The organism is Streptomyces sp. TBY4 (assembly GCF_024213195.1).
Taxonomy (GTDB): domain Bacteria; phylum Actinomycetota; class Actinomycetes; order Streptomycetales; family Streptomycetaceae; genus Streptomyces.
On sequence record NZ_JANAVF010000006.1, the window covers coordinates 272,503 to 297,761 of the forward strand.

At 72.5% G+C, this 25,259-nt stretch carries 26 protein-coding genes; 18 read left to right on the forward strand and 8 right to left on the reverse strand.

The genetic code is table 11. The features are described from left to right. Nucleotides 1–74: 74 nt before the first annotated feature. Together NLX94_RS17080 and NLX94_RS17085 are read right to left on the reverse strand one after the other, a co-directional pair. Entirely contained in the window at nt 75–857 is a 783-nt protein-coding gene (locus NLX94_RS17080) for a class I SAM-dependent methyltransferase (protein WP_254383672.1), read from the reverse strand. Between the two features lie 29 nt (nt 858–886). After that, entirely contained in the window at nt 887–1,540 is a 654-nt protein-coding gene (locus tag NLX94_RS17085; RefSeq protein WP_254383673.1) for a response regulator transcription factor, read from the reverse strand. A gap of 228 nt (nt 1,541–1,768) precedes the next feature. Here NLX94_RS17085 and NLX94_RS17090 point away from each other — a divergent pair, with 228 nt between their 5' ends. The 4 genes from NLX94_RS17090 to NLX94_RS17105 all read left to right on the forward strand — a co-directional run bounded on the left by NLX94_RS17090 (nt 1,769) and on the right by NLX94_RS17105 (nt 6,378). Next, entirely contained in the window at nt 1,769–2,902 is a 1,134-nt protein-coding gene (locus tag NLX94_RS17090) for a peptidoglycan DD-metalloendopeptidase family protein (RefSeq protein WP_254383674.1), read from the forward strand. A gap of 127 nt (nt 2,903–3,029) precedes the next feature. After that, a complete protein-coding gene (locus tag NLX94_RS17095) occupies nt 3,030–4,235 on the forward strand; it encodes a sensor histidine kinase (protein WP_254383675.1) in 1,206 nt (401 codons plus the stop codon). Nucleotides 4,236–4,362: 127 nt separating this feature from the next. Further along, the gene (locus tag NLX94_RS17100; protein WP_112447913.1) at nt 4,363–4,566 is read left to right on the forward strand and encodes a cold-shock protein; all 204 of its coding nucleotides are present in this window, start codon (nt 4,363–4,365) and stop codon (nt 4,564–4,566) included. A gap of 120 nt (nt 4,567–4,686) precedes the next feature. After that, nucleotides 4,687–6,378 carry a DEAD/DEAH box helicase gene (locus NLX94_RS17105; RefSeq protein WP_254383676.1) on the forward strand — a complete coding sequence of 564 codons (1,692 nt, stop codon included), beginning with the start codon at nt 4,687–4,689 and terminating at the stop codon, nt 6,376–6,378. 81 nt (nt 6,379–6,459) lie between these two features. Here the strand turns inward: NLX94_RS17105 and NLX94_RS17110 are convergent, their stop codons facing one another. Genes NLX94_RS17110 through NLX94_RS17130 form a run of 5 tightly spaced genes read right to left on the reverse strand, consistent with a single transcriptional unit; the run spans nt 6,460 to nt 10,878 of the window. Further along, complete coding sequence (locus NLX94_RS17110; RefSeq protein ID WP_254383678.1) at nt 6,460–7,392, reverse strand: tyrosine-protein phosphatase; 933 nt, start codon at nt 7,390–7,392, stop codon at nt 6,460–6,462. Between the two features lie 31 nt (nt 7,393–7,423). Continuing rightward, complete coding sequence (locus NLX94_RS17115) at nt 7,424–8,530, reverse strand: nitronate monooxygenase family protein (protein WP_254383680.1); 1,107 nt, start codon at nt 8,528–8,530, stop codon at nt 7,424–7,426. A 4-nt stretch (nt 8,531–8,534) separates the two neighbouring features. Next, complete coding sequence (locus tag NLX94_RS17120; protein WP_254383682.1) at nt 8,535–9,272, reverse strand: CoA-transferase; 738 nt, start codon at nt 9,270–9,272, stop codon at nt 8,535–8,537. Beyond that, nucleotides 9,269–10,120 carry a CoA transferase subunit A gene (locus NLX94_RS17125; protein WP_254383684.1) on the reverse strand — a complete coding sequence of 284 codons (852 nt, stop codon included), beginning with the start codon at nt 10,118–10,120 and terminating at the stop codon, nt 9,269–9,271. Before NLX94_RS17125 ends, NLX94_RS17120 begins: the two co-directional genes overlap by 4 nt. After that, the gene (locus NLX94_RS17130; protein WP_254383686.1) at nt 10,117–10,878 is read right to left on the reverse strand and encodes an enoyl-CoA hydratase family protein; all 762 of its coding nucleotides are present in this window, start codon (nt 10,876–10,878) and stop codon (nt 10,117–10,119) included. The genes NLX94_RS17125 and NLX94_RS17130 overlap by 4 nt, the downstream gene beginning before the upstream one ends. Before the next feature lie 56 nt (nt 10,879–10,934). Here NLX94_RS17130 and NLX94_RS17135 point away from each other — a divergent pair, with 56 nt between their 5' ends. The 9 genes from NLX94_RS17135 to NLX94_RS17175 all read left to right on the forward strand — a co-directional run bounded on the left by NLX94_RS17135 (nt 10,935) and on the right by NLX94_RS17175 (nt 18,891). Continuing rightward, nucleotides 10,935–11,699 (forward strand): SDR family oxidoreductase, encoded by a 765-nt coding sequence (locus NLX94_RS17135; protein ID WP_254383688.1) that lies wholly within the window; start codon nt 10,935–10,937, stop codon nt 11,697–11,699. 1 nt (nt 11,700) lies between these two features. Next, nucleotides 11,701–12,609, forward strand: a complete 909-nt coding sequence (locus tag NLX94_RS17140; protein ID WP_254383690.1) for an SDR family oxidoreductase — start codon at nt 11,701–11,703, stop codon at nt 12,607–12,609. A gap of 183 nt (nt 12,610–12,792) precedes the next feature. Then, on the forward strand, nt 12,793–13,503 hold the full coding sequence (locus NLX94_RS17145; RefSeq protein WP_254383691.1) for a hypothetical protein: 711 nt from the start codon (nt 12,793–12,795) through the stop codon (nt 13,501–13,503). Between the two features lie 135 nt (nt 13,504–13,638). Further along, a complete protein-coding gene (locus tag NLX94_RS17150) occupies nt 13,639–14,421 on the forward strand; it encodes a 2-keto-4-pentenoate hydratase (RefSeq protein ID WP_254383693.1) in 783 nt (260 codons plus the stop codon). Between the two features lie 15 nt (nt 14,422–14,436). After that, entirely contained in the window at nt 14,437–15,339 is a 903-nt protein-coding gene (locus NLX94_RS17155; protein WP_254383695.1) for an acetaldehyde dehydrogenase (acetylating), read from the forward strand. Nucleotides 15,340–15,344: 5 nt separating this feature from the next. Continuing rightward, nucleotides 15,345–16,373: a 4-hydroxy-2-oxovalerate aldolase gene (gene dmpG / locus NLX94_RS17160; RefSeq protein ID WP_254383964.1), complete on the forward strand. Its 1,029-nt coding sequence runs from the start codon at nt 15,345–15,347 to the stop codon at nt 16,371–16,373. A 52-nt stretch (nt 16,374–16,425) separates the two neighbouring features. Then, complete coding sequence (locus NLX94_RS17165) at nt 16,426–17,589, forward strand: Rieske 2Fe-2S domain-containing protein (protein ID WP_254383696.1); 1,164 nt, start codon at nt 16,426–16,428, stop codon at nt 17,587–17,589. Beyond that, nucleotides 17,589–17,819, forward strand: coding sequence for a ferredoxin (locus tag NLX94_RS17170; RefSeq protein WP_254383697.1), 231 nt, complete (start codon nt 17,589–17,591; stop codon nt 17,817–17,819). Before NLX94_RS17165 ends, NLX94_RS17170 begins: the two co-directional genes overlap by 1 nt. Next, entirely contained in the window at nt 17,812–18,891 is a 1,080-nt protein-coding gene (locus NLX94_RS17175; RefSeq protein ID WP_254383699.1) for a ferredoxin--NADP reductase, read from the forward strand. The genes NLX94_RS17170 and NLX94_RS17175 overlap by 8 nt, the downstream gene beginning before the upstream one ends. A 91-nt stretch (nt 18,892–18,982) precedes the next feature. Here NLX94_RS17175 and NLX94_RS17180 read toward each other — a convergent pair whose 3' ends face one another. Further along, on the reverse strand, nt 18,983–19,864 hold the full coding sequence (locus NLX94_RS17180) for an IclR family transcriptional regulator (protein ID WP_254383701.1): 882 nt from the start codon (nt 19,862–19,864) through the stop codon (nt 18,983–18,985). 233 nt (nt 19,865–20,097) lie between these two features. Between NLX94_RS17180 and hsaA the strand changes: the two genes are divergently transcribed. The 5 genes from hsaA to NLX94_RS17205 are packed head-to-tail and all read left to right on the forward strand — an operon-like array spanning nt 20,098 to nt 25,255. After that, complete coding sequence (gene hsaA, locus NLX94_RS17185; RefSeq protein WP_254383702.1) at nt 20,098–21,267, forward strand: 3-hydroxy-9,10-secoandrosta-1,3,5(10)-triene-9,17-dione monooxygenase oxygenase subunit; 1,170 nt, start codon at nt 20,098–20,100, stop codon at nt 21,265–21,267. Then, nucleotides 21,264–22,124, forward strand: coding sequence for a 4,5:9,10-diseco-3-hydroxy-5,9,17-trioxoandrosta-1(10),2-diene-4-oate hydrolase (gene hsaD, locus NLX94_RS17190; protein ID WP_254383703.1), 861 nt, complete (start codon nt 21,264–21,266; stop codon nt 22,122–22,124). The genes hsaA and hsaD overlap by 4 nt, the downstream gene beginning before the upstream one ends. Nucleotides 22,125–22,170: 46 nt before the next feature. After that, nucleotides 22,171–23,076, forward strand: a complete 906-nt coding sequence (locus NLX94_RS17195) for a VOC family protein (RefSeq protein ID WP_254383704.1) — start codon at nt 22,171–22,173, stop codon at nt 23,074–23,076. Continuing rightward, nucleotides 23,064–23,579 carry a flavin reductase family protein gene (locus tag NLX94_RS17200; RefSeq protein WP_254383705.1) on the forward strand — a complete coding sequence of 172 codons (516 nt, stop codon included), beginning with the start codon at nt 23,064–23,066 and terminating at the stop codon, nt 23,577–23,579. The genes NLX94_RS17195 and NLX94_RS17200 overlap by 13 nt, the downstream gene beginning before the upstream one ends. Then, entirely contained in the window at nt 23,576–25,255 is a 1,680-nt protein-coding gene (locus NLX94_RS17205) for an FAD-dependent oxidoreductase (protein WP_254383706.1), read from the forward strand. Before NLX94_RS17200 ends, NLX94_RS17205 begins: the two co-directional genes overlap by 4 nt. Nucleotides 25,256–25,259 lie beyond the last annotated feature (4 nt).

Genomic DNA, 25,259 nt, shown 5'->3' on the forward strand with positions numbered 1-25,259 from the left:
AGCCTCAGGGCCCCGGCGCGGACGGGTCCACTCCGCCCCGGTCCCGTCTCGGATGATGGCGTCGGATCGCGGGGTCAGACGACGGCCACGCTCACGCTCACCACGTACGGCTCCTCCACCACTCCGTCCGGGAAGAGCGGGCGCAGCCGCTCCCGCTCGGCGTCGAGGAAGGCCTGCGTGCCGGCCCCGCCCAGCATCAGGAACGCGGAGTGGCTGGAGAGGTTCGCCAGGTGCGCCTCGAGCGGGATCCGCCGGGACCAGGCCACCGACCGGGTGGCGAAGGCGGAGCCGAGCCCGCGCGGCAGCGTACGGAAGCCGCTGTCCGCCCCGCCTCCGCCGACCGCACCGGCCCCGCCGCCCGGGCCGCCCGCCTCGAAGAAGGCGTGGATCCGCGCGCTCTGCTCCGCGACCCAGGCCGCCGACCCGTCCAGGTCGTTCCACCAGATCGCGAGCGCGCCCCCGGGCCGCAGCACCCGGCGGGCCTCGGGGAGAGCCCGTTCCGGGTCCGTCCAGTGCCAGGACTGCGCGAAGGTCAGGAGGTCGAAGCGGGCCCCGGCCAGCGGCAGCCGGTTCCCGTCCCCGCGCACGATCGGGATCCCGGGGTTGCGGACGCGGAACTCCGCCGCCATCCCGTCCCCGGGCTCGACGGCCACCACCTCGGCCCCGCGGGCCCGCATCGGGGCCGTGCCGATCCCGGTGCCCGCCCCCACGTCGGCCACCCGCGCCCCCGCGAACCGGCGCCCGGCCAACTCCTCGACCGCGTCGTACAGCGCCTCCGGATAGCCGGGCCTGTGTGCCGCGTACAGAGCGGCGGCGGTGTCGAAGGACCGGGCCCGGGAGCGGGGAGTCGTCGTCATGCCGCCATTGTCCGCCCCGCCCCGCCCGGTTACGCGGCGCGGACCAGCCCCGCCTCGTAGGCGAGGATCGCGGCCTGGGTCCGGTTGGAGAGGTCGAGCTGCGTGAGGATCCGCGAGACGTACGTCTTCACGCTCGCCGGGGACAGGTGCAGCGCCTGCGCTATCTGAAGGTTCGTCCGGCCCTCGCCGACCAGCGCGAGGACGTCCCGCTCGCCGGGGGACAGGGTGGAGAGCTGCTCCGCGTGGTCGGGCGCCTCGGTGCGGGTGTCGGCACGCTCCAGCAGCACCCGCATCACCCCGGGAGCCAGGGCGCTGCCGCCCGCCGCGACCGTGCGGATGCCGGCGAAGAGCTCCTCGGGGCGCAGGTCCTTCAGCAGGAACCCGGCCGCTCCGGCCCGCAGCGCGTCCAGCACCAGGTCGTCCGCGGTGTAGCCGGTGAGGACGAGCACGCGCGGCGGCTCCGGTAGCCGCAGCAGCTGCAAGGTGGCCTCCATGCCGTCGACCTTCGTCATGACCAGGTCCATCAGCACCACGTCCGGCCGGTGCGTGCGCGCCAGCGGCACCGCCTCGGCCCCGTCGGCGGCTTCGGCGACCACCTCGATGTCGGGCGCGCTCGCGAGCAGGGTCACCAGTCCCGACCGTATGAGGCTCTGGTCGTCGACCACCATCACGCGGATCGCCATGTGACCCACCTCTCCTGAATCCCCGTCTTATTGCGGACATTACCGGCATAGCGGGACTTAAGTCCGCCCAACCCTCCCTTCCCAGTCCCCTTTTGCTGCCGCGCTTGTCCTCTTTCGGGGACTTCGGGGACCCCCCGCCCTCCCGGACGGTGGTTACCGAGGCCGAACGCACCACCGCTTCACCGGATGCACCGGCCTCCGCAATGTCCCCGAAGTCAGGAACTCCGCATGTCTTTCCCGTCTGCTCGTACCCTCGCCGGTCTCGTTGTCGCCGGTATCGCCGCACCCGCCGCCGTGGGTCTCGTGGCACAGCCCGCGTCCGCCGCGTCGGTCGGCACGTGGGACAAGGTGGCCCAGTGCGAGTCCACCAACGACTGGAGCATCAACACCGGCAACGGCTACTACGGCGGCCTGCAGTTCTCCTCCAGCACGTGGGCGGAGTTCGGCGGCCGGCAGTACGCCCCCCAGGCCAACCAGGCCACCAAGGCGCAGCAGATCGCCGTCGCCGAGAAGGTCCTCGCGACCCAGGGCCCCGGCGCCTGGCCCTCCTGCGGCAAGCTCGCCGGCCTGCAGCGCGGCGGACCGGCCCCCGAGGCCCCGGCCAAGGGCACCGGCACCTCCACGGCGAACAAGAACGCCGAGGCCCCGGCCGCCCCGGCCGCCCCGAAGTCCCAGGGCGCCAACAGCTACACCGTTGCCAGCGGCGACACCCTCGGCACCATCGGCTCCGAACTGGGCGTCAGCTGGCAGACCCTCTACTCCGAGAACCGCTCGGTGATCGGGTCCGACCCGGACGTGATCTTCCCGGGCCAGCGCCTCGCGTACGGCTCCGGCTCCGGTGCCTCCTCCGACTCCGGCCGCAGCAGCACCCCGGCCGCGCCGAAGTCCTCCAGCTCGTCGAGCTCCTCCGAGGAGTCCGACTCCGGGAGCTCCTCCAAGAGCAGCTCCCGCAGCAGCGCCGACGGCGCCCTGCCCGTCTCGGGCGGCACCATCTCCGCGCGCTACCACCAGGCGGGCGGCTGGTCCGCCGGCTACCACACCGGCATCGACTTCGCGGTGTCCACCGGCACCCCGGTCCGGGCCGCTGCCGCGGGCACCGTGGTCTCCTCCGGCTGGCAGGGCGCGTACGGCAACGCCGTGGTCATCAAGCACGACGACGGCCGCTACTCCCTCTCCGCCCACCTCTCCTCGGCGACCGCCTCCGAAGGCGAGCGCGTCTCCGCCGGCGAGCAGATCGGCCGCTCCGGCAACACCGGCAACTCCACCGGACCGCACCTCCACTTCGAGGTCCGCTCCAGCAACAGCTACGGCGCCGACATCAACCCGGTCACCTGGCTGAACGGCCACGGCGTCTCCCTGTAAGGAGCCGGCCGGGCCACCAAGAACGCGTCCCCCCGGGATGCCCCTTCGGCGGAAGAAGGGCAACCTGGGGGGACGCTTTGGCATGCTCTGCGCACATCTGTGTGCCGATGAGGGGGGTGGTGGGGTCATGCAGGCCGTGCCCGGTCGCACCGGACAGCTGCTGGAACGGGGTCTGCGCACCCTGACCGGGGAGAGCAGCGGGGCCCCGGACCCCGTGCGCGCCCGCCGCACCGACAGCTGGCTCGCCCTGCTCTGCGGACTGCTCACCACCCTCAACCTCCACGACGTCCACCGCTTCGGCCTCGTCACCGACTACCCCACGAGCCTGGCCGCCGGCTGGCTCGCGGCCGCCTGCCTGCTCTGGCGCCGCTCCCACCCCTGGATCCCGGCCCTCGCCGCCACCGCCGCCACCGTGATCTCCGACGACCGCGGCCCCCTCGTCTTCGCCGCCTACGCCCTGGCCGCGTACGGCCGGTCCCACCGCTGGGTCGGGGTCCTGCTGATGGGCGTCGTCTACGCCACCACCCGCGACCTCTTCCTGCCGCTCGGGTACGCCGGGCGCGACCCCGCCTCCTTCGTCCTCGGCTCCATCCTCGTGCCCGCCCTGTACGGGGAGACCGTGCGCCGCAACCGGCACGTCATGGCCGCGCTGCGCGAGCGGGCCCGCCAGGCCCATGCCGCCGTGGACCAGGCCGCCGACCTGGCGGTGGTCCAGGAACGCACCCGTTTGGCCCAGCGCACCCACGACGGGCTCGGCCACCGCCTCACCGCCCTCACGATGCAGGCCGCCGCCCTGCGGCTGGACGCCGGGGCCGACCCCCGGGTCCGGGAGGCGGCCGGAGCCGTGGAGGAATCGGCCCGGGCCGCAATGGCCGAGGTCAGGGAGGTGCTGGACATGCTGAACGACCCCGCGGGCAGTCGCGCCTACACCACACCCGTCGACGTGGGCCGCTTCCTGGGCTCCCTGGCCCGGAACATGCGGGCCACCGGCATGGAGATCACCCACCACACCCAGCCCGGCCTGGGATCCTTCCCGGCCGCCGACGGGCGGCTGCTGCTGCGGATAGCCCGCGAGGGGCTCACCAACGCGGCGAAGTACGCCCCCGGCTCCGCCGTTCGGATGAATCTTTACACCGGGGACGGGGAGGTCCGCCTCGACGTGGTCAACACCGCCCCGGAGGGGGAGCGGATCGTCCTGGACTCCGGCGGGATGGGCATTCCGGGGCTCCGCAGCGCCCTCGCGGAGGTGGGCGGGAAGCTGCGCGCCGGACCCACCCAGGACGGAGGTCACATGCTCGCGGCGACACTGCCCGACCGACGTGTGCTAGCTTAGAGCTCGTTGCAGTTGTGGTACCCATGAACTTTATGTGCGCCTGACGGGAATGCTCCGACAGGCGCTTTTATTGTTTTGCCGGAATCTCCGGATGGGGCCCTTTGCCGCCTATTCAGGAGATTCAAAAATGGCACTTGGCACCGTGAAGTGGTTCAACTCGGAAAAGGGCTTCGGCTTCATCGAGCAGGACGGTGGCGGCCCGGACGTCTTCGCCCACTACTCGAACATCGCCACCCAGGGCTTCCGTGAGCTCAACGAGGGCCAGCGCGTGTCCTTCGACGTCACCCAGGGCCAGAAGGGCCCCCAGGCGGAGAACATCCTCCCCGCCTAAGGCAGTCAGCACGCCGGGGTCCGCACCGAGTAGGTGCGGGCCCCGGCTTGTCTGCTGTTTCGCACCATTTGATTGCAGCGTTTTCTGCAGTACCTGCCGGTTTCAGGAGGGCTTTCTCGCATGACCAGCTCCAGCTCCGCACGACCCAGCCGCCGCCCCACCCGGGGTCGAGGTGCGGCCCAGGGACGTCCGAAGGCTGGCGCGGGACGGCAGAAGTCCGCCCCCGTAGCCAGGCCCCAAGAATTCACCATGCCCGAACCGCTGGCCCCGGCCCTGCCGCCGGTGGACTCCTTCGGGGACATGGACATGCCCGAGGCGCTGCTGAAGACCCTCGCCGCCCAGGGCGTCACCGAGCCGTTCCCGATCCAGGCCGCGACCCTGCCGAACTCCCTCGTCGGCCGTGACCTGCTCGGCCGCGGCCGTACCGGCTCCGGCAAGACGCTGGCCTTCGGCCTGGCCCTGCTCGCCCGCACCGCGGGCCGCCGCGCCCAGCCGAAGCAGCCGCTCGCCCTGGTCCTCGTACCGACCCGTGAGCTCGCGCAGCAGGTCACCGACGCCCTGGCCCCGTACGCCACGTCCGTCAACCTGCGCACCGCGACCGTGGTCGGCGGCATGTCGATCAACCGGCAGTCCGGCGCCCTGCGCCGCGGCGCCGAGGTGCTCGTCGCCACCCCCGGCCGCCTGAAGGACCTCATCGACCGCGGTGACGCCGACCTCTCGCAGGTCGCCATCACGGTCCTCGACGAGGCCGACCAGATGACCGACATGGGCTTCATGCCGCAGGTCACCGCCCTGCTCAAGCAGGTCGCGCCCGAGGGCCAGACCATGCTGTTCTCGGCGACCCTCGACAAGAACGTCGACAAGCTCGTCAAGATGTTCCTGACCGACCCGGTCGCCTTCTCCGTCGACCCGTCCGCCGGCGCGGTCAGCACGATGGAGCACCACGTCCTGTACGTCATGGACGAGACCGACAAGAAGGCCGTGGCCACGCGCATAGCCGCCCGTGACGGCCGGGTGATCATGTTCGTCGACACCAAGCGCGGGGTCGACCGCATGGTCAAGAAGCTCCTCGCCGACGGCGTCCGCGCCTCCGGCCTGCACGGCGGCCGCTCGCAGCCGCAGCGCAACCGGACCCTCGACTGGTTCAAGACGGGCGAGGTCACCGCGCTGGTGGCGACGAACGTCGCCGCGCGCGGCATCCACATCGACGACCTCGACCTCGTCGTCAACGTGGACCCGCCGACCGACCACAAGGACTACCTGCACCGCGGCGGCCGTACCGCCCGCGCCGGCGAGTCCGGCAGCGTCGTCACCCTGGTCCTGCCCGACCAGAAGCGCGATATGACCCGCCTGATGTCGGACGCCGGGATCTCCCCGCGCACCGCGCAGATCAAGTCCTCCGACGAGGAGCTCGCCCGCCTCACCGGCGCCAAGGAGCCCTCGGGCATCCCGGTCGTCCTGGAGGTGCCGCAGGCCACCCCGCCGCGCCAGCGTTCCGCCGGCCAGGCCGGCGGCGGCTCCGGCGGTGGCGCGCGCCGCCGCTCGAGCGGTCCGCGCACCGGCTCCGGCACGGGTGCGGCTCCGGCCGCCGGGGGCGGCCGCGGCCGTCGTACCGGCGGTGGCGCCGCAGGGCAGGCGGCGGCCTCCGGCTCCGGCCAGGCCCGTCGCGGCCAGGGCGGACAGGGCGGCTCCACGGGCGGCTCCGGCGAGCGCGGCCGTCGTACCGGAGGCGCACCCTCCGGTGGTGCGGCCGCGGCTTCGGCCCGCAGCCGCGTGGGTGGCGCCGGTCAGGGCCGCCGCCGCTCCGCCTGATCTGGAGCATTGATGTGAGAACCACTGCGCCGGGCGGCACGCGCCGCCCGGCGCAGTGGTGTTTTCCGGGTCCGGCGCCGCTTAGCGGACCATCTTCACCTGGAGCTTCGCCAGGGTCCGCAGGTCCAGGCCGAGGCCTTCGGTGAGGTAGCCGTAGAGGCTGCCGTAGTCGGCCTCCATCTGCGTGGTCGCCGCGTCCAGGTAGTCCTGGCGGACCTCCTGGAGCGGGATCAGCAGATCGGGGTTCTGCATCCGGCCGGACGCCTTGATGCCGGCCCGCACCTGGGCGTCGTACGCCGCGCGGAAGGTGTTCGAGGCCAGGTAGTCGCGCTCGGCCGTGGCCTGCGGGACGGCCAGCGCGTTCAGCAGGATGTAGCTCATCCAGCCGGTCCGGTCCTTGCCCGAGGTGCAGTGGTACAGCAGAGGGCCCTGGTTCCCGTCGGCGATCTCGCGGAGGGTGGCCGCGAACTGCGCCCGGTTCTCGGGCTTGGTCACGAAGCCGCGGTAGACGTCGCGCATGTACGCCTCGGCGCGGCCGCCGCCGAGCATCTGCTCCTGCTTGACGGGATCACCGCTGCCTATCGCAGAGATCAGCAGCCCGTACAGGCCGTTGTCGTTGACCGGGCGGGCGGTGGCGGCCAGCCCGGCGGGGAGCTTGTCGGCCCCGTCGTACTGGACCTCCATGGGGATGCGGAAATCGAGGACCTTCGTGAGGCCCAGACCGCCGACGGCTGTGATGTCCGAGGCGGTCAGCTTGCCCAGTGCGTCGGAGCGGTAGACCAGGCCCTGACGGACCCGGCCTCCGGTCCAGGTGCGGTAGCCACCGAGGTCGCGGACGTTGACCGCGCCCTGGAGGGGGATCTGGCGGATCGTTTCCGTCGACTGGGTGTGGGAGTGGTGACGGGAGGTGGCGGCACTGTCGGCCGGCGCGGCGTACGCGGCGGCGGGCAGGGTCCCGATGGCGAGGGCGGATGCGAGCACCGCGGTCGCCAGGCGGATTCGGGCACGGCTCATCTGGGGCAACTCCTGTAACGGAGAAGGGGAATCACCCTGGTGGTGGCAGGGTGCCGAGCGGGTGCGGGGGGAGGGAGAGAAGATGTGGGGGAGTGAGGCCCTGCAGCCGGTCCAGCACGGCGTGGGCCTCGGCCATGACGCGGGTGACGAGCTCCGCACAGGACGGAAGATCCTCGATCACGCCCGCGACCTGGCCCGATGCCATGACACCGAGGTCCGTACGGCCCTCGACCATGGACGCCTTGAGGAGCATGGGGGTGTTCGCGGCGAGCAGCACCTGGCTCCAGGACAGGTCCTTGCCGTGTTTCATCGCGAGGCCGTCCCGGACCATTTCCGTCCAGGTCAGGCCCGAGAGCTTCTTGAAGCCGGCCGCGTGCCGCACCGCCTTGGCCAGCGCCTTCGCGCGCCCGGCCCGCTCCAGGGAGGCGACCAGCTCGCTGCGCAGCATCCGGTGCGGGAGCCCGTCCACGGCGGTGGTGACGGTGACGTCCTTCACGGTCGCCTTCAGGTACTCGGCCTTCACCGCGTCCGGGACCGTCGAGTCGGAGGTCAGCAGGAACCGGGTGCCCATCGCGATGCCGGCGGCCCCGTAGGACAGGGCCGCGACCAGGCCGCGGCCGTCGCTGAAACCGCCCGCCGCGATCACCGGGATGTCCACCGCGTCGACCACCTGCGGCAGCAGCACGGTCGTGGCCACGTCACCGGTGTGCCCGCCGCCCTCGCCGCCCTGCACGATCACCGCGTCCGCGCCCCACGCCGCGACCTTCTCGGCGTGCCGGCGGGCCCCGATCGAGGGGATCACGACCACGCCCGCGTCCTTGAGCCGGGCGATCAGCTCCCTCGACGGGGCGAGCGCGAAGGAGGCCACCCGGACGCCCTCGTCGATGATCAGCTGCGCCCGCTCGGCCGCGTCCCCGGCGTCCGCGCGCAGATTGACCCCGAAGGGGGCGTCCGTACGGGACTTGACCTCGCGGACCGCCGCCCGCAGCTGCTCCATCGTCATCGTCGCCGAAGCCAGGATGCCGAGCGCGCCGGCGTTCGCCGCCCCCGAGACCAGGCGCGGACCCGCCACCCAGCCCATGCCCGTCTGCACGATCGGATGCTCGACCCCGACCAGCTTCGTGAATGCCGTCTCCATCGGATCAGACCCGCACTTCGCGGTCGCGCAGGCCCTTGGGGTCGATGACCTCGCGGATCAGCCGCAGCTCTTCGGCCGTCGGCTCCCGGGTGTACGGGACTTCGTCGGCGACGGCCAGCTCGAAGCCGGTGGCCGCCCGGACCTGCTCCACCGTGACGCCCGGGTGCAGGGAGGCCAGCCGCATCGCGTGGTCCGGGCCGGTGAAGTCGAAGACGCCGAGATCGCTGACCACGCGGGGGAGCCGGTGGAAGCGGGTCACCCCGGCCGCCTCGGCGCGGTCGTAGCCCACGCCGCTCACCATGTCGACGCGCTCGACGAACACCCGGGTGGAGTGCTTGGGGATCCAGTAGCTCACCGGATTGTTCAGGGTGTTCACGGGCGCGCCGCGCACCCCGAGGAGCTGTCGGGCCGGCTGCTCCCAGTCCCCGATGCAGGAGATGTTCTGGTTGCCGAACCGGTCGATCTGGCTGGCGCCCATCATCACGTGCCGGCGGCCCCCGGTGACCATGGTCAGGTGCCGGCGGTACGGGAGCCAGCCCTCGGCCGAGCCGTCGAGCCCGACCAGCATGGCCTCGCCGTCGGTGAGCAGCAGGTCGGGGGAGAAGGTCCGCTTCGCGAGGCGGGCTCCGAAGGAGGGCACCAGGCCCATCGGGCTGGCCAGCACCTCGCCGTTGTCCCGCCAGGCCTCGGCGCAGGCGATCACGCAGTATTCCGAACGGCTCACCGCGGTCGTCGTGCTCACTTCTGCTCCTCGTGCCAGGCCTGGACGGCCGACTGGTAGGCGTGCTCGCTGCCGCCGGAGAGGAAGCGCTCGGCGAACTCGGGCCAGGGGGTGGTCGCGTACAGCTTCTGGAAGGCCTCGTCGCGGCCGTAGTCGGGGGCGCAGGAGGTGAAGTGCGCGCCGTTCGGGGTCTCCACGACCCCGGTGACCGAGTGGCGGCTGACCAGCAGGGACTGCGGAGGCCCGGACTTGGAGAGCTCGGCGGTCTCCACGAGCTGCTCGCAGGAGACGTAGGCGGCGTCGGCGGCCTCGCAGAAGAGGTCGTCGAAGTACGGGTCGGGGCCCAGGTACTGGGCGTTGCCGAGCCGGTCGGCGCGGTTGAGGTGGACGAGCGCGGCGTCCATGCGCAGGGCGGGGACCGCCACGAACTCCTCCCCGTCGGCGTACGGGGAGGTGACGGTGCGCAGCTCGGGGTTGACGCGCATGACGTCGGAGCCGAGGCCGGCCCGGACGGGGAGGAAGGGCAGCCGGTTGGCGGCCGCGTGCAGGCCCCACATGAACATGGCCTCGTCGAGCTCGGTGAGGGCGAAGGCGCCGCTCTCGCGGGCGGCCCGGTAGTGCGGCTCCAGGGGGATGGAGTCGAGGGTGACGAAGGGGGTGACCAGCTTGCGGATCCGGCCGGCGGCGGCGAGCAGGCCGACGTCGGGGCCGCCGTACGAGATCACGGTGAGATCGGTGATCCCGGAGCGGAGCAGTGCCCGCACCAGGGCCATGGGCTTGCGCCGCGAACCCCAGCCGCCGATGCCGATGGTCATCCCGCTGTGCAGCCGGCCGACCGCTTCTTCGGGGGTCATGCTCTTGTCGGTCATGCCGATTCCGCCTTTGCTCCGCTGGTGCCGAAGGTGTCGCGGACCCGGTCGGCCACGCCGCTGAGGTTGGCCTCGAAGGTGAAGCCCTGCTCGAAGCGGTAGCTGCGGCGCACGTCCACGGGGTCGATGCCGTTGATGGCCGCCTTGGCGAGCCGGATGAGGTAGCCGTCCTTCTTCGCGATCTCGGCGGCCAGCTCCAGGGCGGCCGTCCGCAGTTCCTCCCGCGGGACCACCTTCCACACCGAGCCGTGCGCGTGCAGTTCGGCGGCGGTGGCGGTGCGCGAGGTGTAGTACAGGGTCCGCATGAGGTGCTGCGGGACGAGCCGGGCCAGGTGGGTGGCGGCCCCGAGGGCGCCCCGGTCCAGTTCCGGCAGTCCGAAGGTCGCGTCCTCGGAGGCGACGATGGCGTCGGCGTTGCCGACCAGGCCGATCCCGCCGCCGAGGCAGAAGCCGTTCACGGCCGCCACGACCGGGACCTCGCACTCGTAGACGGCGGCGAAGGCCTCGTAGCAGCCCCGGTTGGCGCCGATGAGCGCGGCGTGGCCGGTATCGCGCTGCATCTCCTTGATGTCGACGCCGGCGTTGAAGCCGCGGCCCTCGGCGGCCAGCACCACGCAGCGGACCTCCGGGTCGCGGCCGGCCGCGCGCAGGGCGTCGGCCAGGTCGTACCAGCCCTGCACGGGCAGTGCGTTGACGGGCGGGAAGTCGACTGTGACGAGTGCGATGCCCTTGTCGGGGCTTGAGGTGGAGACACCCATGAGCGGATCAGCTACCTTTCCACCAAACATTTGTTAGGTGAGGAAGGTAGCAGCCGATGGAGCTCAACGGGAGGGTTGTCGTCGTCACCGGCGGAACCCGGGGCGTCGGCGCCGGGATCGCCCGGTCGTTCCTCGCGGCGGGGGCCGAGGTCCTCGTCTGCGCGCGCCGGCCGCCGGAGGAACCGGTGGCGGAGGGGGGCCGCTCGGCGTCGTTCACCGCCGTCGACCTGCGCGATCCGGCGGCCGTGCGGGAGTTCTTCGCATCGGTCGCCGCGCGCCACGGGCGGCTCGACTGCCTGGTGAACAACGCCGGCGGGACCCCGTACCGGCTGCTGGGGGAGGGCGAGGCGGAGCGCCACGCACGGGTCGTCGAACTCAACCTGATCGCCCCGATGACCGCCTCGGTCGCCGCGTACCCCTGGCTCCGGGAGACCCGGGGCTCGATCGTGATGATCGGCAGCGTCAGCGGGACCCGGCCCTCGCCGGGCACGGCGGCCTACGGGGCGGCGAAGGCGGGCCTGGAGAACCTGGCCCGCTCCATGGCCGTGGAATGGGCCCCCGAGGTACGGGTCAACTCGCTGGTCCTGGGCATGGTGCGGACCGAGCTGTCGCACCTGCACTACGGCGACGAGAGCGGGATCGCGGCCGTCGGCGCGACCGTACCGCTGGGGCGGCTGGCGGAGCCCTCGGACGTGGGCGAAGCGGCCGTCTTCCTGGCCTCCGACCGGGCGGGGTACGTGAGCGGGGCCAGCCTGCTCGTGCACGGGGGCGGCGAACGGCCGGCCTTTCTGGATGCGGCAACTGCGAACAAGGAGAAGTGACATGGGACTTGCCGAAGGCCGTGTGGTCATCGTGACGGGCGCCGGGCGGGGGCTGGGCCGGGCCCACGCGCTGGCCTTCGCCGAGGAGGGCGCGAAGGTCGTCGTCAACGACCTCGGGGTCGGCCTGGACGGGCTGCCCGGGCCGGACAGCCCGGCGGCGCAGGTCGTCGCCGAGATCCGGGCGAGGGGCGGGGAAGCAGTGGCGCACGGCGGCGACATCGCCACGACCGAAGGGGCGGCGTCACTGGTCGGGACGGCCGTCTCGGCCTTCGGACGGCTGGACACCCTGGTCAACAACGCCGGGTTCCTGCGCGACCGGATGCTCGTGAACCTGGACGAGGACGACTGGGACGCCGTGATGCGGGTCCACCTGAAGGGGCACTTCCTGCCGCTGAAGCACGCGGCGGCCTACTGGCGGGCCGAGGCGAAGGAGGGCCGGCAGGTCGCCGCGCGGGTCGTCAACACCTCCTCCGGAGCGGGGCTGCTCGGCTCCGTCGGCCAGGGCAACTACAGCGCCGCCAAGGCCGGGATCCTGGGGCTGACCCTGGTCTCGGCGGCGGAGATGGGCCGCTACGGGGTCCAGGTCAACGCGATCGCCCCGGCGGCCCGGACCCGGATGACGGAACAGACCTTCGCGGACACCATGGCGGCCCCCGAAGCCGGGGCCTTCGACGCGATGGCCCCCGAGAACGTGTCCCCGCTGGTGGTGTGGCTCGGCTCCGACGCCTCGGAGGGGGTCACTGGCCGCGTCTTCGAGGCGGAGGGCGGCCGCATCACGGTGATGGAGGGCTGGCGGCCGGGCCCCACGGCCGACCGCGGAGCCCGATGGACCCCGGCGGAGGCGGGGGAGGCGGCGGCCAAGCTCCTCGCGGCATCGGAGCGGCCGCAGCCGGTGTACGGGGCACGCTAGCGCCGTACCGGCCACCTGCGGCCGCGGGGTCAGAAGCGGAACCAGCGCCGCCGGGGAGCCGAGAGCGGGATTCCACGTGATGTCCCCGGCCGCGGGCACCTCCCGGTCGTGGAACGCGCCGGAGGCGGCGATCTCCGCAAGGTCCGTCCGGCGTCGGCTCAGCCCTTTGACCAGATAGATCCTGTGCTCGGTCCGTCCGGTCTCCTCGAAAGCGTCGTACAGCCCGGGCAGGAACGACACGGGCAGGTCCCTCGCCGCGAGCGCGAGCAGGTGGTCGGCCTGCTCGTCCGCACCCTCGTCCCGGAGTGCGGCAACGGCGCGCGCCACCTCCGGCGGGTCGGCCGTCCAGGGGGTCGGCGCGTTGCCGCGCCACACGGAGATCTCCGCGCTGGTCTCCCGCTGGGCCTGCGCACCGCGCTCGGCATCCCCTTGGAGGAGGCGCAGCTCGGACTCGTGCTGCCGCACCAGGTCCTCGAGCTCCCCGAGGCGGTGCCCGACCCGGTCCAGCTGCTCCTCCAGCCCCTGCACCTGCTGCTGGGTGCCGTCCGCCCGGGCGAACGCGTCGGCGAGGCTCCCTTCGAGCTGGTCGCGGTGCTCACGCTCCCGTTCGAGCTGCTCGCGCAGGGCGGCCAGGTCGCGTGCGGTCTGCACGCGGTGCTCCTCCAGCGCGATCCGGGAGGCCTCCTCCTTGTACTCGCGCGCCACCAGCGGCCCCTTGGTCCGGGCGGCGGTGCAGAGCAGGTTCCAGCCCTGCGCCATCCGGTCCGGGTCCACGGCCTGCCGGGTGGCCAGGAGCCGGTACAGGGCCGGGAGCAGCGAGGGCCTCGGCAGGTCGGCGCCGCTCAGGAACCGGGAGAGCCTGCTGGCATCCACCGCGGCCGCGGGCCCCCGTAGGCCTCCCGGCGGGCCGGGGCCCGGATGGGTCCCGGCCCGAACCCCTTCCCGCTCAGCGGGAACGGGACCTCCCGCCCACCCCCGGCCCCGTCCTACCGTCTGCCGCACCACACACCACCTCAGCCGGGAGGCCCCATGCTGAACGACCCCCTCCGGCGCGAGGCCGCCGCACACCTGCGCGGGGCGGAGCTGCGCCGGGCGCCCGTACCGCCGCTGACCGAGCGGTACGAGGGCATCGACACCGAGGACGCCTACGAGATCCAGCTCCTCAACATCCGCCACCGCCTCGCCGCCGGGGACCGCGTCACCGGGCACAAGGTCGGGCTGTCGTCCCCGGTCATGCAGGCCATGATGGGCGTCGACGAACCCGACTACGGGCACCTGCTGCACTCCATGGAGCTGCACGAAGACGCCCCGGTGCCCGCCGCCGCGTACTGCGCGCCGCGCGTCGAGGTCGAGGTCGGCTTCGTGCTCGGCGCCGACCTCCCCGGCGAGGGCTGCACCGTGGCCGACGTGCTGGCCGCCACCGAGCGGGTCGTCCCGGCGCTGGAGCTCATCGACAGCCGGATCGCCGACTGGCGGATCTCCATCGCCGACACCATCGCCGACAACGCCTCCTCCGCCGGATACGTCATCGGCGAGGGCCGCGACCCGCGCGAGCTCGACCTGAAGGCCGTCGAGGCCACCCTGACCAGCGGATCCGACACCCTGGCGAGCGGCCGCAGCGACGCCGTGCTCGGCGATCCGGCCGCCTCCGTCGCCTGGCTGGCCCGCACCGTCGCCCGCTTCGGGGTCCAGCTCCGCAAGGGCCACCTCATCCTGCCCGGGTCCTGCACCCGCGCCGTGGACGTGGCCGCCGGCCGGACGTACACCGCCGACTTCACCGGGCTCGGCCCGGTGTCCCTCTCCTTCATCTGATCCATCTGAGGTGCCATGACGAACACGCCGAAAGCGACCGCCGCCATCGTCGGCTCCGGGAACATCGGAACCGACCTGCTCTACAAGCTCCTGCGCTCCCCGCACATAGAACCCCGCTGGATGATCGGCGTGGACCCCGCCAGCGAGGGCCTGGCCCGCGCCCGCCGCGCCGGAGTCGAGGCCTCCCACGAGGGCGTGGACCGGCTGCTGGCCCAGGACGAGCTGCCGGACCTGGTCTTCGAGGCCACCTCCGCCTACGTACACCGGGCCAACGCCCCGCGCTACGCCGAACTCGGCATCAAGGCGATCGACCTGACCCCCGCCGCCGTCGGCCCCGCCGTCGTCCCGCCCGCGAACCTCACCGCCCACCTCGACCGGGCCAACGTCAACATGATCACCTGCGGCGGCCAGGCCACCATCCCCATGGTGTACGCCGTCTCCCGCGTGGTCCCCGTCGCCTACGCGGAGATCGTCGCCTCGGTGGCCTCCGTCTCGGCCGGACCGGGCACCCGGGCCAACATCGACGAGTTCACCCGTACCACCTCCCGGGGCATCGAGGAGATCGGCGGCGCCGCCCGCGGCAAGGCCATCATCATCCTCAACCCCGCCGATCCGCCCGTCATCATGCGCGACACCGTCTTCTGCGCGATCCCGGCCGACGCCGACCGGGGCGCCATCGCCGCCTCCGTCAAACAGGTCGCCGAGGACGTGGCCTCGTACGTACCGGGCTACCGGCTGCGCACCGAGCCGCAGTTCGACGACCCCTCCCCGCTCAACGGCGGCACGGCCCGGGTCGCGATCTTCCTGGAGGTGGAGGGCGCCGGCGACTACCTGCCGCCCTACGCCGGAAACCTCGACATCATGACCGCCGCCGCCACCAAGGTCGGCGAGGAGTTCGCGAAGGGGATGCAGAAGTGACCGCCGTGAGGACGTACTCCGACACCCTCGACATCCGGATCACCGACTCCTCCCTGCGCGACGGCTCGCACGCCAAGCGCCACCAGTTCACGGGCGAGGACGTACGGGCCGTCGTCTCCGCGCTCGACGGAGCAGGGGTCCCCGTCATCGAGGTCACCCACGGCGACGGACTCGGGGGGTCCTCCTTCAACTACGGCTTCTCGAAGACCCCCGAGCAGGAGCTCATCAAGATCGCCGCCGATACGGCCCGTCAGGCGAAGATCGCCTTCCTGATGCTCCCCGGGCTCGGCGTGAAGGACGACATCCGCGCCGCCCACGACAACGGCGGGCAGATCTGCCGGATCGCCACCCACTGCACCGAGGCCGACATCTCCGTCCAGCACTTCGGGCTCGCCCGCGAGCGGGGCCTGGAAACCGTCGGCTTCCTGATGATGGCCCACTCCACCACCCCCGAGAACCTGGCCCGGCAGGCCCGGATCATGGCCGACGCCGGCTGCCAGTGCGTGTACGTGGTCGACTCAGCCGGCGCCATGGTCATGGACGAGGTCACCGACCGGGTCGCGGCGCTCGTCGCCGAGCTCGGCACCGACGCCCAGGTCGGCTTCCACGGCCACGAGAACCTCGGCCTGGGCGTGGGCAATTCGGTCGCCGCCGTCCGCGCCGGCGCGCTCCAGATCGACGGATCCACCCGGCGCCTGGGCGCGGGCGCCGGGAACACGCCCGTCGAGGCCTTCGCCGCCGTCTGCCAGAAGATGGGCATCCGGACCGGCATCGACGTCCTGAAGATCATCGACGCGGCCGAGGACGTGGTCCGCCCCGTCATGGAGGACGAGTGCACGCTCGACCGCATGGCCCTGCTCATGGGCCACGCCGGGGTCTACTCCAGCTTCCTCAAGCACGCCTACCGGCAGGCCGAGCGCTACGGGGTCTCCGGCGCGCAGATCCTCCTGCGCGCGGGCGAACGCCGCCTCGTCGGCGGCCAGGAGGACCAGCTCATCGACATCGCGGTCGAACTCGCCGCCGAAGCCCGCTAGTCACCCCCCCCAACCCGCGCAGCACACCCACAACGAAGTGGAGGGCCATCCCATGGCCGAAAAGACCGAAGTCGACGAAGCACCCCGTGTCATCGAAGCCGCCCCCACGCCGACCCGCTTCGCCCGGGGCTGGCACTGCCTGGGACTCGCCGCCACGTTCCGGGACGGAACCCCGCACGAGATCGAGGCCTTCGGCACGAAGCTCGTCGTATTCCAAGGACAGTCGGCGACGGGAGAGAACTCCGGTGAGCTCAGCGTCCTGAACGCCTACTGCCCCCACATGGGCGGCAACCTCGCCCACGGCACCGTCAAGGGCGACACCGTCGCCTGCCCCTTCCACGACTGGCGATGGTCCGGGGACGGCCGCTGCGCCGCCATCCCCTACGCCCGCCGCGTCCCCCCGCGCGCGCGGACCCGCGCCTGGACCTCCCTGGAACGCAACGGCCAGCTCTACGTCTGGCACGACCCGGAGGGCAACCCGCCGCCGCCCGAGGTCGCGATCCCCGTCATCGAGGGCTTCGGCGACCCCGAGTGGAGCGACTGGAGCTGGAACTTCCTGCGCGTCGAGAACTCCAACTGCCGCGAGATCGTCGACAACGTCGTCGACATGGCGCACTTCTACTACGTGCACTACGCCTTCCCGCACTACTTCAAGAACGTCTTCGACGGACACGTCGCCACCCAGTACATGGAGTCCACCCCGCGCGGCGACGTGGACCTCGGCACCCTCTCCACCGGCGGCGGCCTGCGCTCGGACGCCTCGTACTACGGCCCCTCGTACATGATCGACAAGCTGTGGAGCGATGTCGGCGGCGGCGTCGAGCTCGAATCCGTCCTCATCAACTGCCATTACCCCATCGACGGCAACAGCTTCATGCTCATGTACGGCACCATCGTCAAGAAGCTCCCCGGCATGACCGACGAACAGGCCGCCGACGCCGCCCGCCTCACCTCCGAGGGCCTCGCCGTCGGCTTCGAGCAGGACGTCGAGATCTGGAAGAACAAGACCCGCATCGACAACCCCCTCCTCACCGAGGAGGACGGCCCCGTCTACCAGCTCCGCCGCTGGTACGAGCAGTTCTACGTGGACGCCGCCGACGTCAAGGACGAGATGGTCCGCCGCTTCGAGTTCGAGATCGACACCGCCCGCGCCACCGCCGCCTGGAAGGCAGAGGTCGCCGAGAACCTCGCCCGCCGCGCGGCCGGGGCCCCGTGATGACCCCCGTGGCCTGCGGGGAGTGCGGAACCCAGGTGCTGTGCGAGAAGTTCAGCCCCGCCCACACGCAGGTCCAGTGGACCGAGGAGGCCGTGGAAGTCTGCCCGCGCATCGCGGCCGAGGTCGCGGCCGGCCGCCCCAGCGCCCGCGTCCGCTCCTGCGAGGCCCTGCGCGCGGGCATCGAGGCCGCCGTCCTGGCGGGCCGCCTGGAGGTGCCGGCCGATGTCTGACACCGAAGGCCTTACGAGGTCCCGCGCCGCGGAGGTGCGGAGCCCGGCCCCGGCTGCCGCCCCGGGCGGAGCCACCAGCAGGCTGCTGGTCCGTGTCACGGACCGGATCCAGGAGACCCCCGAGGCGGTCTCCCTCGTACTCGACGCGGAACTCCCGTACCGACCCGGACAGTTCCTGACCGTCAGGGTGCCTGGCGGCGCGGCCCGCTGCTACTCCCTGGCCGGGTCCCCGCACGCCGGGGACCCGCTGCGCATCACCGTCAAACGGGTCCCCGGCGGGGTCGGCTCCGGCTGGCTGTGCCAGGAGGTGCGCATCGGCGACGAGCTGGAGGTCCTGCCCCCCGCGGGCACCTTCACCCCGCCTGACCTGGACCGGGACCTGCTGCTCGTGGCGGGGGGCAGCGGCATCACCCCGGTGCTCTCCGTCGCGAAGTCGGCGCTGCTGGCCGGCGCGGGCCACGTCGCCCTGGTGTACGCCAACCGCGACCCCGGCGCGGTGATCTTCCGCGACGAGCTGTGGGGGCTCGCCGAGGAACACCCCGGGAGGCTCACCGTCGTGCACTGGCTGGAGACCCTCCAGGGACTGCCCACCACCCCGCAGCTGGGCCCGCTCCTGGCCCCGTACGCGGGCCGCGAGACCTACCTGTGCGGGCCCGCTCCGCTGATGGACGCCGCCGAGGCGGCGATCCGCTCCGCGGGCGGAGCGGGGCGGGCGATCCACCGCGAGCGGTACTTCTCGCTGAGCGGGGATGTCTTCGCCCCGGCGGGGAGCGGGCAGGACACCGCCGACGCCGGCGGCGCCACCGCCGAGGTGGAGTTCGAGGGGGCCGTGCACACCGTGGACTGGCCCGCCGGGACCCCGCTGCTCGACGCGCTGCTCGACGCGGGCGTCTCCGCCCCGTACTCCTGCCGCGAAGGCGCCTGCAGTGCTTGCTGCTGCCGGGTGCTGGAGGGCGAGGTCAAGATGGTCCGCAACGAGGTCCTGGACCCCGAGGACCTGGCCGAGGGCTACGTCCTGGCCTGCCAGGCCCTGCCGCTCGGCGACCGGATCCGCATCAGCTACGACGGCTGAAGCCACGACGGCTGAACGGCCGCGGGCCCGGCCCCCTGGCGAGGGGTCGGGCCCGGACTCGTTCACTCGTGCGCTGCGGTACCACTACCCACTACATCCACTCGCTGAACCGCAGCCACCCCATCATGTTGTCCATCGCCTGCGCCGAGACCGCCGGCTCCAGGTCCCGGGCCGGCGCGGCCGCGGCCCGCCCCGGCCGGCCCGGCCCGTACAGCTCCCGCCACACCGACCGCGCGCAGGCCAGTACCGCCGGCGCGAGGCGGGCCGTCTCCCGGTCGCCCCGGCAGGAGGACACCGACACCGCGGCCACCGCCCGCCCGGCGCCCCGCAGCGGGGCGGCCACGCAGGAGATGCCCCGGAAGCTCTCCTCCCGGTCGTACGCCACCCCGCGCTCGCGGACCGACGCGAGCTCCGAACGCAGCGCGAGGGGCCGGATCAGGGTGCGCGCGGTGCGCGGGCGCAGCCCCTGCGCGAGGACGTGCTCCACCGCGGCGGGGTCGCTGAAGGCGAGGATCGCCTTGCCGGCGGCCGTGCAGTACGCGGGCATCCGGCCGCCGACCCGCGAGGGCACCGTGGTGGCCTCCGAGCCGCCGATCCGCTCCAGGCACACCACCTCGGCGCCGTCGAGCACCGACAGGTGCACCACCCGGCCCGTCTGCTCGTGCAGCGCGTGCAGCAGCGGCAGCGCGGCCCGGCGCAGCCGGTTGTGGTGGGAGGCGAGCGCGCCCAGCTCCAGCATGCGCATGCCCATGCGGTAGTCCCGGCCCTCGCGGTCCAGCCAGCGCAGCTGCACCAGCTGGTCGAGGATCCGGTGGGCGGAGGAACGTGGGATTCCGGAGCGGCGCACGACCTCGGTGAGCGACAGCCGCGGCTGCGGACCCTCGAAGGCGCCCAGCACCTTCGCGGCCTTCTCCAGCAGCGAAAGCGGTGCGAGCCCGGTCTCCGCGACCTGCTCCATGAACTGGTCAAGCACGAGAAAACCCCCTGCGTGAGGCGTTGGGGCGACCCTGCCACGCACCCCCGGCCGGAGGGAAGCACCCGGAGGGGTCTATTTCATTCAGTAATACTTCAAGTAGTCGTTTCTGAGAGTTCGGACCGGCTTCCCGCTCAGCGGGAACAGCTCGTTCCGCGCCCGCAGCACCCGGCGTACGTTCCTCGCCATCGATCCCGAACACCCGAAGATCCTTGATCTGAGAAGGGGACACCATGAGTGACGAAGAGGTCCTCGCAGCGGTCCGCGCCCTCGCCCCCGCCCTCCGCGAGCGCAGCGCAGACGCCGAAAACCTGCGCAAGGTCCCCGAGGCGAGCATCAAGGAACTCGCCGCCACCGGCTTCTTCCGGCTGCTCCAGCCCAAGGCCCACGGCGGGTACGCCGCCGACCCCGCCCTCTTCTACGCCGCCGTCAAGGACATCGCCAAGGCCTGCGGCTCCACCGGCTGGGTCGCCTCCGTCGTCGGCGTCCACCCCTGGCACGTCGCCCTCTACGACCCCCGCGCCCAGGAAGAGGTCTGGGGCCAGGACCGCGACACGCGGATCTGCTCCTCCTACGCCCCCACCGGCAAGGTCACCCCCGTCGACGGCGGCTTCACCCTCAGCGGCCGCTGGCACTTCTCCTCCGGCTGCGACCACACCGACTGGGCCCTGCTCGGCGGACTGGTCACCGACGCCGAGGGCCGCCCCGTCGACATGCGGACCTTCCTGGTCCCGCGCTCCCAGTACCGCATCGACGAGGTCTGGGACACCGTCGGCCTGCGCGGCTCCGGCTCCAACGACATCGTCGTCGAGGACGTGTTCGTCCCCGAACACCGCGCCCTCAGCTTCGGCCCCGTCACCGCCCTCCAGGTCCCCGGCCACCGCCTCAACCCCGAGCCGCTCTACCGGCTCCCCTACGCCTCCGTCTTCACCACCACCATCTCCACCCCCATCGTCGGCATCGCCGAAGGCGCCTACGAGGACTACGTCGCCGCGACCCGCGAACGCTTCCGCATCTCCTACGGCCAGCAGGTCGCCGAGGACCCCTTCGCCCAGGTCCGCATCGCCCGCGCCGCCAGCGACATCGACGCCTCCTGGCTCCAGCTCCAGCGCAACATCGCCGAGCTCTACGCCCTCGCCGAACGCGGCGAGGAACTCCCCACGCCGCTGCGCACCCGGGCCCGCCGCGACCAGGTCCTCGCCACCGAGCGCTGCGTCGCCGCCGTCGACCTCCTCATGGAGAACGCGGGCGGCAGCGCCATGCGCACCGGCCCCAACCCCGTCCAGCGCGCCTGGCGCGACGTCCACACCGGCCGCGGGCACGCCGCCAACGACCCGGAGCGGGCCCTCGTGCTGTTCGGACAGGGCGCACTCGGCCTCGACATCCAGGACACGATGCTGTGAGCGCGCAGGTACTGACGTACGAGAACACCTCCCGCACCGCCAAGGCCGGCGCCCTGAACCTGCACTACCACGAGGCCGGTCCGTCCGAGGCGCCCGTCGTGATCATGCTGCACGGCGGCGGGCCCGGCGCCTCCGGCTGGTCCAACTTCGGCGGCAACCTGCCCCACTTCGCGCAGCACTTCCGCACCCTGCTCGTCGACCAGCCCTGCTACGGCCGCTCCGACAAGCCGGAACCCGACCGCGACTACTTCGGCTTCAGCGCGAACGCCGTCATCGCCCTCATGGACGAACTCGGCATCGAGCGGGCCCACTTCATCGGCAACTCCCTCGGCGGAGGCACCGCCACCCGGCTGGTCCTGGACCACCCCGAGCGCGTGGACAAGCTCCTGCTCATGGGCCCCGGCGGGATCTCCCTCAACCTCTTCTCCGCCGACCCCACCGAAGGCATCAAGCGGCTCTTCGAGTTCAGCCTCGCCCCCGAGCCCACCCGCGAACAGATGCGGACCTTCCTCACCACCCTCGCCCACGACCCGGCGATCGTCACCGACGCCCTCGTCGAGGAGCGCTACGCCCAGGCCACCGACCCCGAGGCCAGGCTCGGCAACGCCCGCATGGGCGCCTCCTTCGCCAAGTGGCCCGAGGCCGCGATGCTCTGGCGCGAAGCGCACCGCATCAGCCGTCCCGTCCTGCTGACCTGGGGCCGCGAGGACCGCGTCAACCCGGTCGACGGCGCCTTCCTCGCGCTGAAGAGCATCCCCGACGCCCGCCTGCACGTCTTCCCGCACTGCGGGCACTGGGCGCAGACCGAGGCCCGCGACGAGTTCAACCGCCTCGCCACCGACTTCTTCCTCCACTGACTCCACTGACTCGACTGACTCCACTGACTTCTTCAGGAGCCACCCCATGGACATCCGCGCACTCGGATACCTCCGCATCGAGACCGCCGACCTCGCCGCCTGGCGCACCTACGTCCTCGACATCCTCGGCATGGCCGAAGCGACGGGCAGCACGGACACCCTGCTCAACGTCCGCATCGATGACCGCGTCCACCGCTTCCAGTTCGTCGCCGGCACCCAGGACCGGCTGCTCGCCGCCGGCTTCGAGGTGGCGGGCGCCCGCGCCCTCGAAGACGCCGCCGCCGAACTGGAGAGCGCCGGATTCCCGGTCAAGCAGGGCGACGCCGAAACCCTCGCCGACCGCCGCGTCCAGGGCCTCATCCACTGCGAGGACCCCAGCGGCAACCCCCTGGAGATCTACTGGGGCCAGGCCCAGGACCACACCCCGCTCGCGGCCCGCTACGGCAACCGGTTCGTCACCGGCGGCCGCGAGGGCAGCCTCGGCCTCGGCCACGTCGTCCTGCCCGCCGCCGACACCGAGACCACCCTCGACTTCTACGAGAACCTCCTCGGCTTCCAGCTGCGCGACTCGATGCGGCTGCCCCCGGTCGCCGTCCCCACCGGCAAGCCCGGCCAGGACTTCTACTGGATGCACTTCCTCAGCCCCAACCGCCGCCACCACAGCCTCGGGCTCTACCCCGGGGCGCTGCCGCCCGGCATCGTCCACTTCATGGTCGAGCTGGAGACCCTCGACGACGTCGGCTACTGCCTCGACCGCATGAACAAGGCGGGCATCCCCATCGCCTCCACCCTCGGCCGGCACTCCAACGACCACATGGTCTCCTTCTACGCCCAGGCCCCCGGCGGCTTCCAGGTCGAGTACGGCTGGGACGGCCTGCTTGTCGACCCCGCCACCTGGACCGCGAAGGAGATCACCGCCGACAGCTTCTGGGGCCACCAGTGGAACGGCTGACCGGCCCCACCGCGGCGGCCGGCGCGGTCGACCCGGCCCTGTTCCGCGAGGTGCTCGGCGCCTTCGCCTCCGGCATCACCGTCGTCGCGGCCGTCGCGGACGACGGCCGTCCGGCCGGGCTGGCCTGCCAGTCCTTCGCCTCCCTCTCCCTCGACCCGCCGCTGGTCCTGCTCTGCGTGGGCAAGGGATCCTCCAGCTGGCCCAAGGTCCGGGCCGCCGGCCGGTTCGGCGTCAGCATCCTCGCCGAGGAGCAGCGCGCCGTGTGCGAGGCGCTGGGCCGCCGCGGCGAGGACAAGTTCGCGGACGTGGACTGGGAGCTCTCCGCCCACGGAGCCGTCCGCGTCACCGGCGCCCTCGCCACCGTCGACTGCGCCCTCGAAGAGGTCCACGAGGCGGGCGACCACTACCTCGTCACGGCCCGAGTCCTCGAACTGAACGCCCGCGACGGCGGCTCCCCCCTCCTCTACTACCGCAGCGACTACGCGACGGGAGCCTTCGGATGACAGCCGAGCACGCCACCGAACACGCCACCGAGCACGCCTACGACGTGGTGGTCGTCGGCTCCGGCGCCGCCGGATTCGCTGCCGCCGTCACCGCCCGGCTGCGGGGCCTCAGCGTCCTCGTCGTGGAGAAGACCGACCGCTACGGGGGCTCCACCGCCCTGTCCGGCGGCGCGATCTGGGTCCCCGGCAACTTCCACCTCGACCGCGCCGGCCTCGCCGACACCCGCGAGAAGGCCCGCGCCTACCTCGACGCCACCGTCGGCGACCGGGTCCCGGCCGCGCGCAAGGACGCGTACCTCACGCACGGGCCGCGCATGGTCAGGGAGTTCCACGACCGCACCGAGATCCGCTTCATGTACACCCCCGGCTACTCGGACTACTTCCCCGAGGCCCAGGGCGGCATGGCGCAGGGCCGCTCCATCGAACCGTGCATCGTCGACTTCAAGCGGCTCGGCCCGCTCGGCGCCTCCATGCGCCGGGCCGGACTGCCCACGTACGGGCTGACCATGACCTCGTACGACTTCCGCTTCCTGAACATGGTCAGCCGGACCTGGGCGGGCAAGAAGACCTCCGCCAAGGTCGGCCTGCGCGCCGTCAGGGCCCTGGCCACCGGCCGCAAGCTGCTCTCCCTCGGCGAGGCGCTCGTCGCCCGGATGAGGCTCTCCCTGGACGCGCTCGGCGGCGAACTGTGGCTGTCGGCGCCCCTGACCGGCCTGGTCACGGACCCGGCCGGCCGGGTGACGGGCGTACGGGTCCTGCGCGCCGGGCGCGAAGTGACCGTAGCGGCGCGGGGCGGGGTGGTGCTGGCCTCGGGCGGGTTCTCGCACGACCAGGCACTGCGCGAGAAGCACCTGCCGGCGCCCACGTCCACGGCCTGGACGCACGCCTCGGAGGGGCAGACCGGCGACGCCCTCAGGCTCGGTGAGGAACTGGGGGCCGCCACCGATCTGCTCGACAAGGTCTGGGGCGCGCCGTCGGTCTGCCCGCCGGGGGAGAAGCCCTTCTTCCTCGTCGCCGACCGCGGCATCCCCGGCATGGTCATCGTCAACGAGGCGGGGGAGCGCTACGCCAACGAGGCCCTGCCCTACCACGCGTTCGTGGACCGGATGTACGCCGCCGACCGGCCCGAGGCGTCGACCGTGCCCTCCTGGCTGATCCTGGACGCCCGCTCCAAGGCCCGGTACATCTTCGCCGGCCTCTTCCCCGGGCAGCCCTTCCCCAAGAAGTGGCTGGAGAGCGGCTTCCTGAAGAAGGCCGGCACCGTGGAGGAACTGGCCCGGCAGATCTCCGCCCCCGCCCTGCCCGCCGCGATCAGCCGCTTCAACTCCTTCGCGGAGGTGGGCAAGGACAAGGACTACGGGCGCGGCGAGAGCGTCTACGACCGCTACTACGGCGACCCGACCCTGCCCAACCCGAACCTGGCGCCGATCGACAAGGGCCCCTTCTACGCGGTCCCCGTGCACCCGGGGGACATCGGCACCAAGGGCGGCCTCGTCACGGACGCCGACGGCCGGGTGCTCCGCGAGGACTCCACCCCGATCCCGGGCCTCTACGCCTCCGGCAACTGCTCGGCGGCGGTGATGGGGGAGACCTACCCCGGTCCGGGAGCGACGATCGGCCCCGCGATGGCCTTCAGCTGGGCCGCCGTCAACGCGATCGCCGCCCGGCTCGGCTAGCCCG

What these genes read in the sequence shown, in the direction of transcription:
- NLX94_RS17080 (WP_254383672.1), bottom strand. Translation starts at nt 857, where the DNA reads ATGACGACGACTCCCCGCTCCCGGGCCCGGTCCTTCGACACCGCCGCC.
- NLX94_RS17085 (WP_254383673.1), bottom strand. Translation starts at nt 1,540, where the DNA reads ATGGCGATCCGCGTGATGGTGGTCGACGACCAGAGCCTCATACGGTCG.
- NLX94_RS17090 (WP_254383674.1), top strand. Translation starts at nt 1,769, where the DNA reads ATGTCTTTCCCGTCTGCTCGTACCCTCGCCGGTCTCGTTGTCGCCGGT.
- NLX94_RS17095 (WP_254383675.1), top strand. Translation starts at nt 3,030, where the DNA reads ATGCAGGCCGTGCCCGGTCGCACCGGACAGCTGCTGGAACGGGGTCTG.
- NLX94_RS17100 (WP_112447913.1), top strand. Translation starts at nt 4,363, where the DNA reads ATGGCACTTGGCACCGTGAAGTGGTTCAACTCGGAAAAGGGCTTCGGC.
- NLX94_RS17105 (WP_254383676.1), top strand. Translation starts at nt 4,687, where the DNA reads ATGACCAGCTCCAGCTCCGCACGACCCAGCCGCCGCCCCACCCGGGGT.
- NLX94_RS17110 (WP_254383678.1), bottom strand. Translation starts at nt 7,392, where the DNA reads ATGAGCCGTGCCCGAATCCGCCTGGCGACCGCGGTGCTCGCATCCGCC.
- NLX94_RS17115 (WP_254383680.1), bottom strand. Translation starts at nt 8,530, where the DNA reads ATGGAGACGGCATTCACGAAGCTGGTCGGGGTCGAGCATCCGATCGTG.
- NLX94_RS17125 (WP_254383684.1), bottom strand. Translation starts at nt 10,120, where the DNA reads ATGACCGACAAGAGCATGACCCCCGAAGAAGCGGTCGGCCGGCTGCAC.
- NLX94_RS17130 (WP_254383686.1), bottom strand. Translation starts at nt 10,878, where the DNA reads ATGGGTGTCTCCACCTCAAGCCCCGACAAGGGCATCGCACTCGTCACA.
- NLX94_RS17135 (WP_254383688.1), top strand. Translation starts at nt 10,935, where the DNA reads ATGGAGCTCAACGGGAGGGTTGTCGTCGTCACCGGCGGAACCCGGGGC.
- NLX94_RS17140 (WP_254383690.1), top strand. Translation starts at nt 11,701, where the DNA reads ATGGGACTTGCCGAAGGCCGTGTGGTCATCGTGACGGGCGCCGGGCGG.
- NLX94_RS17150 (WP_254383693.1), top strand. Translation starts at nt 13,639, where the DNA reads ATGCTGAACGACCCCCTCCGGCGCGAGGCCGCCGCACACCTGCGCGGG.
- NLX94_RS17155 (WP_254383695.1), top strand. Translation starts at nt 14,437, where the DNA reads ATGACGAACACGCCGAAAGCGACCGCCGCCATCGTCGGCTCCGGGAAC.
- NLX94_RS17165 (WP_254383696.1), top strand. Translation starts at nt 16,426, where the DNA reads ATGGCCGAAAAGACCGAAGTCGACGAAGCACCCCGTGTCATCGAAGCC.
- NLX94_RS17170 (WP_254383697.1), top strand. Translation starts at nt 17,589, where the DNA reads ATGACCCCCGTGGCCTGCGGGGAGTGCGGAACCCAGGTGCTGTGCGAG.
- NLX94_RS17175 (WP_254383699.1), top strand. Translation starts at nt 17,812, where the DNA reads ATGTCTGACACCGAAGGCCTTACGAGGTCCCGCGCCGCGGAGGTGCGG.
- hsaA (WP_254383702.1), top strand. Translation starts at nt 20,098, where the DNA reads ATGAGTGACGAAGAGGTCCTCGCAGCGGTCCGCGCCCTCGCCCCCGCC.
- NLX94_RS17195 (WP_254383704.1), top strand. Translation starts at nt 22,171, where the DNA reads ATGGACATCCGCGCACTCGGATACCTCCGCATCGAGACCGCCGACCTC.
- NLX94_RS17205 (WP_254383706.1), top strand. Translation starts at nt 23,576, where the DNA reads ATGACAGCCGAGCACGCCACCGAACACGCCACCGAGCACGCCTACGAC.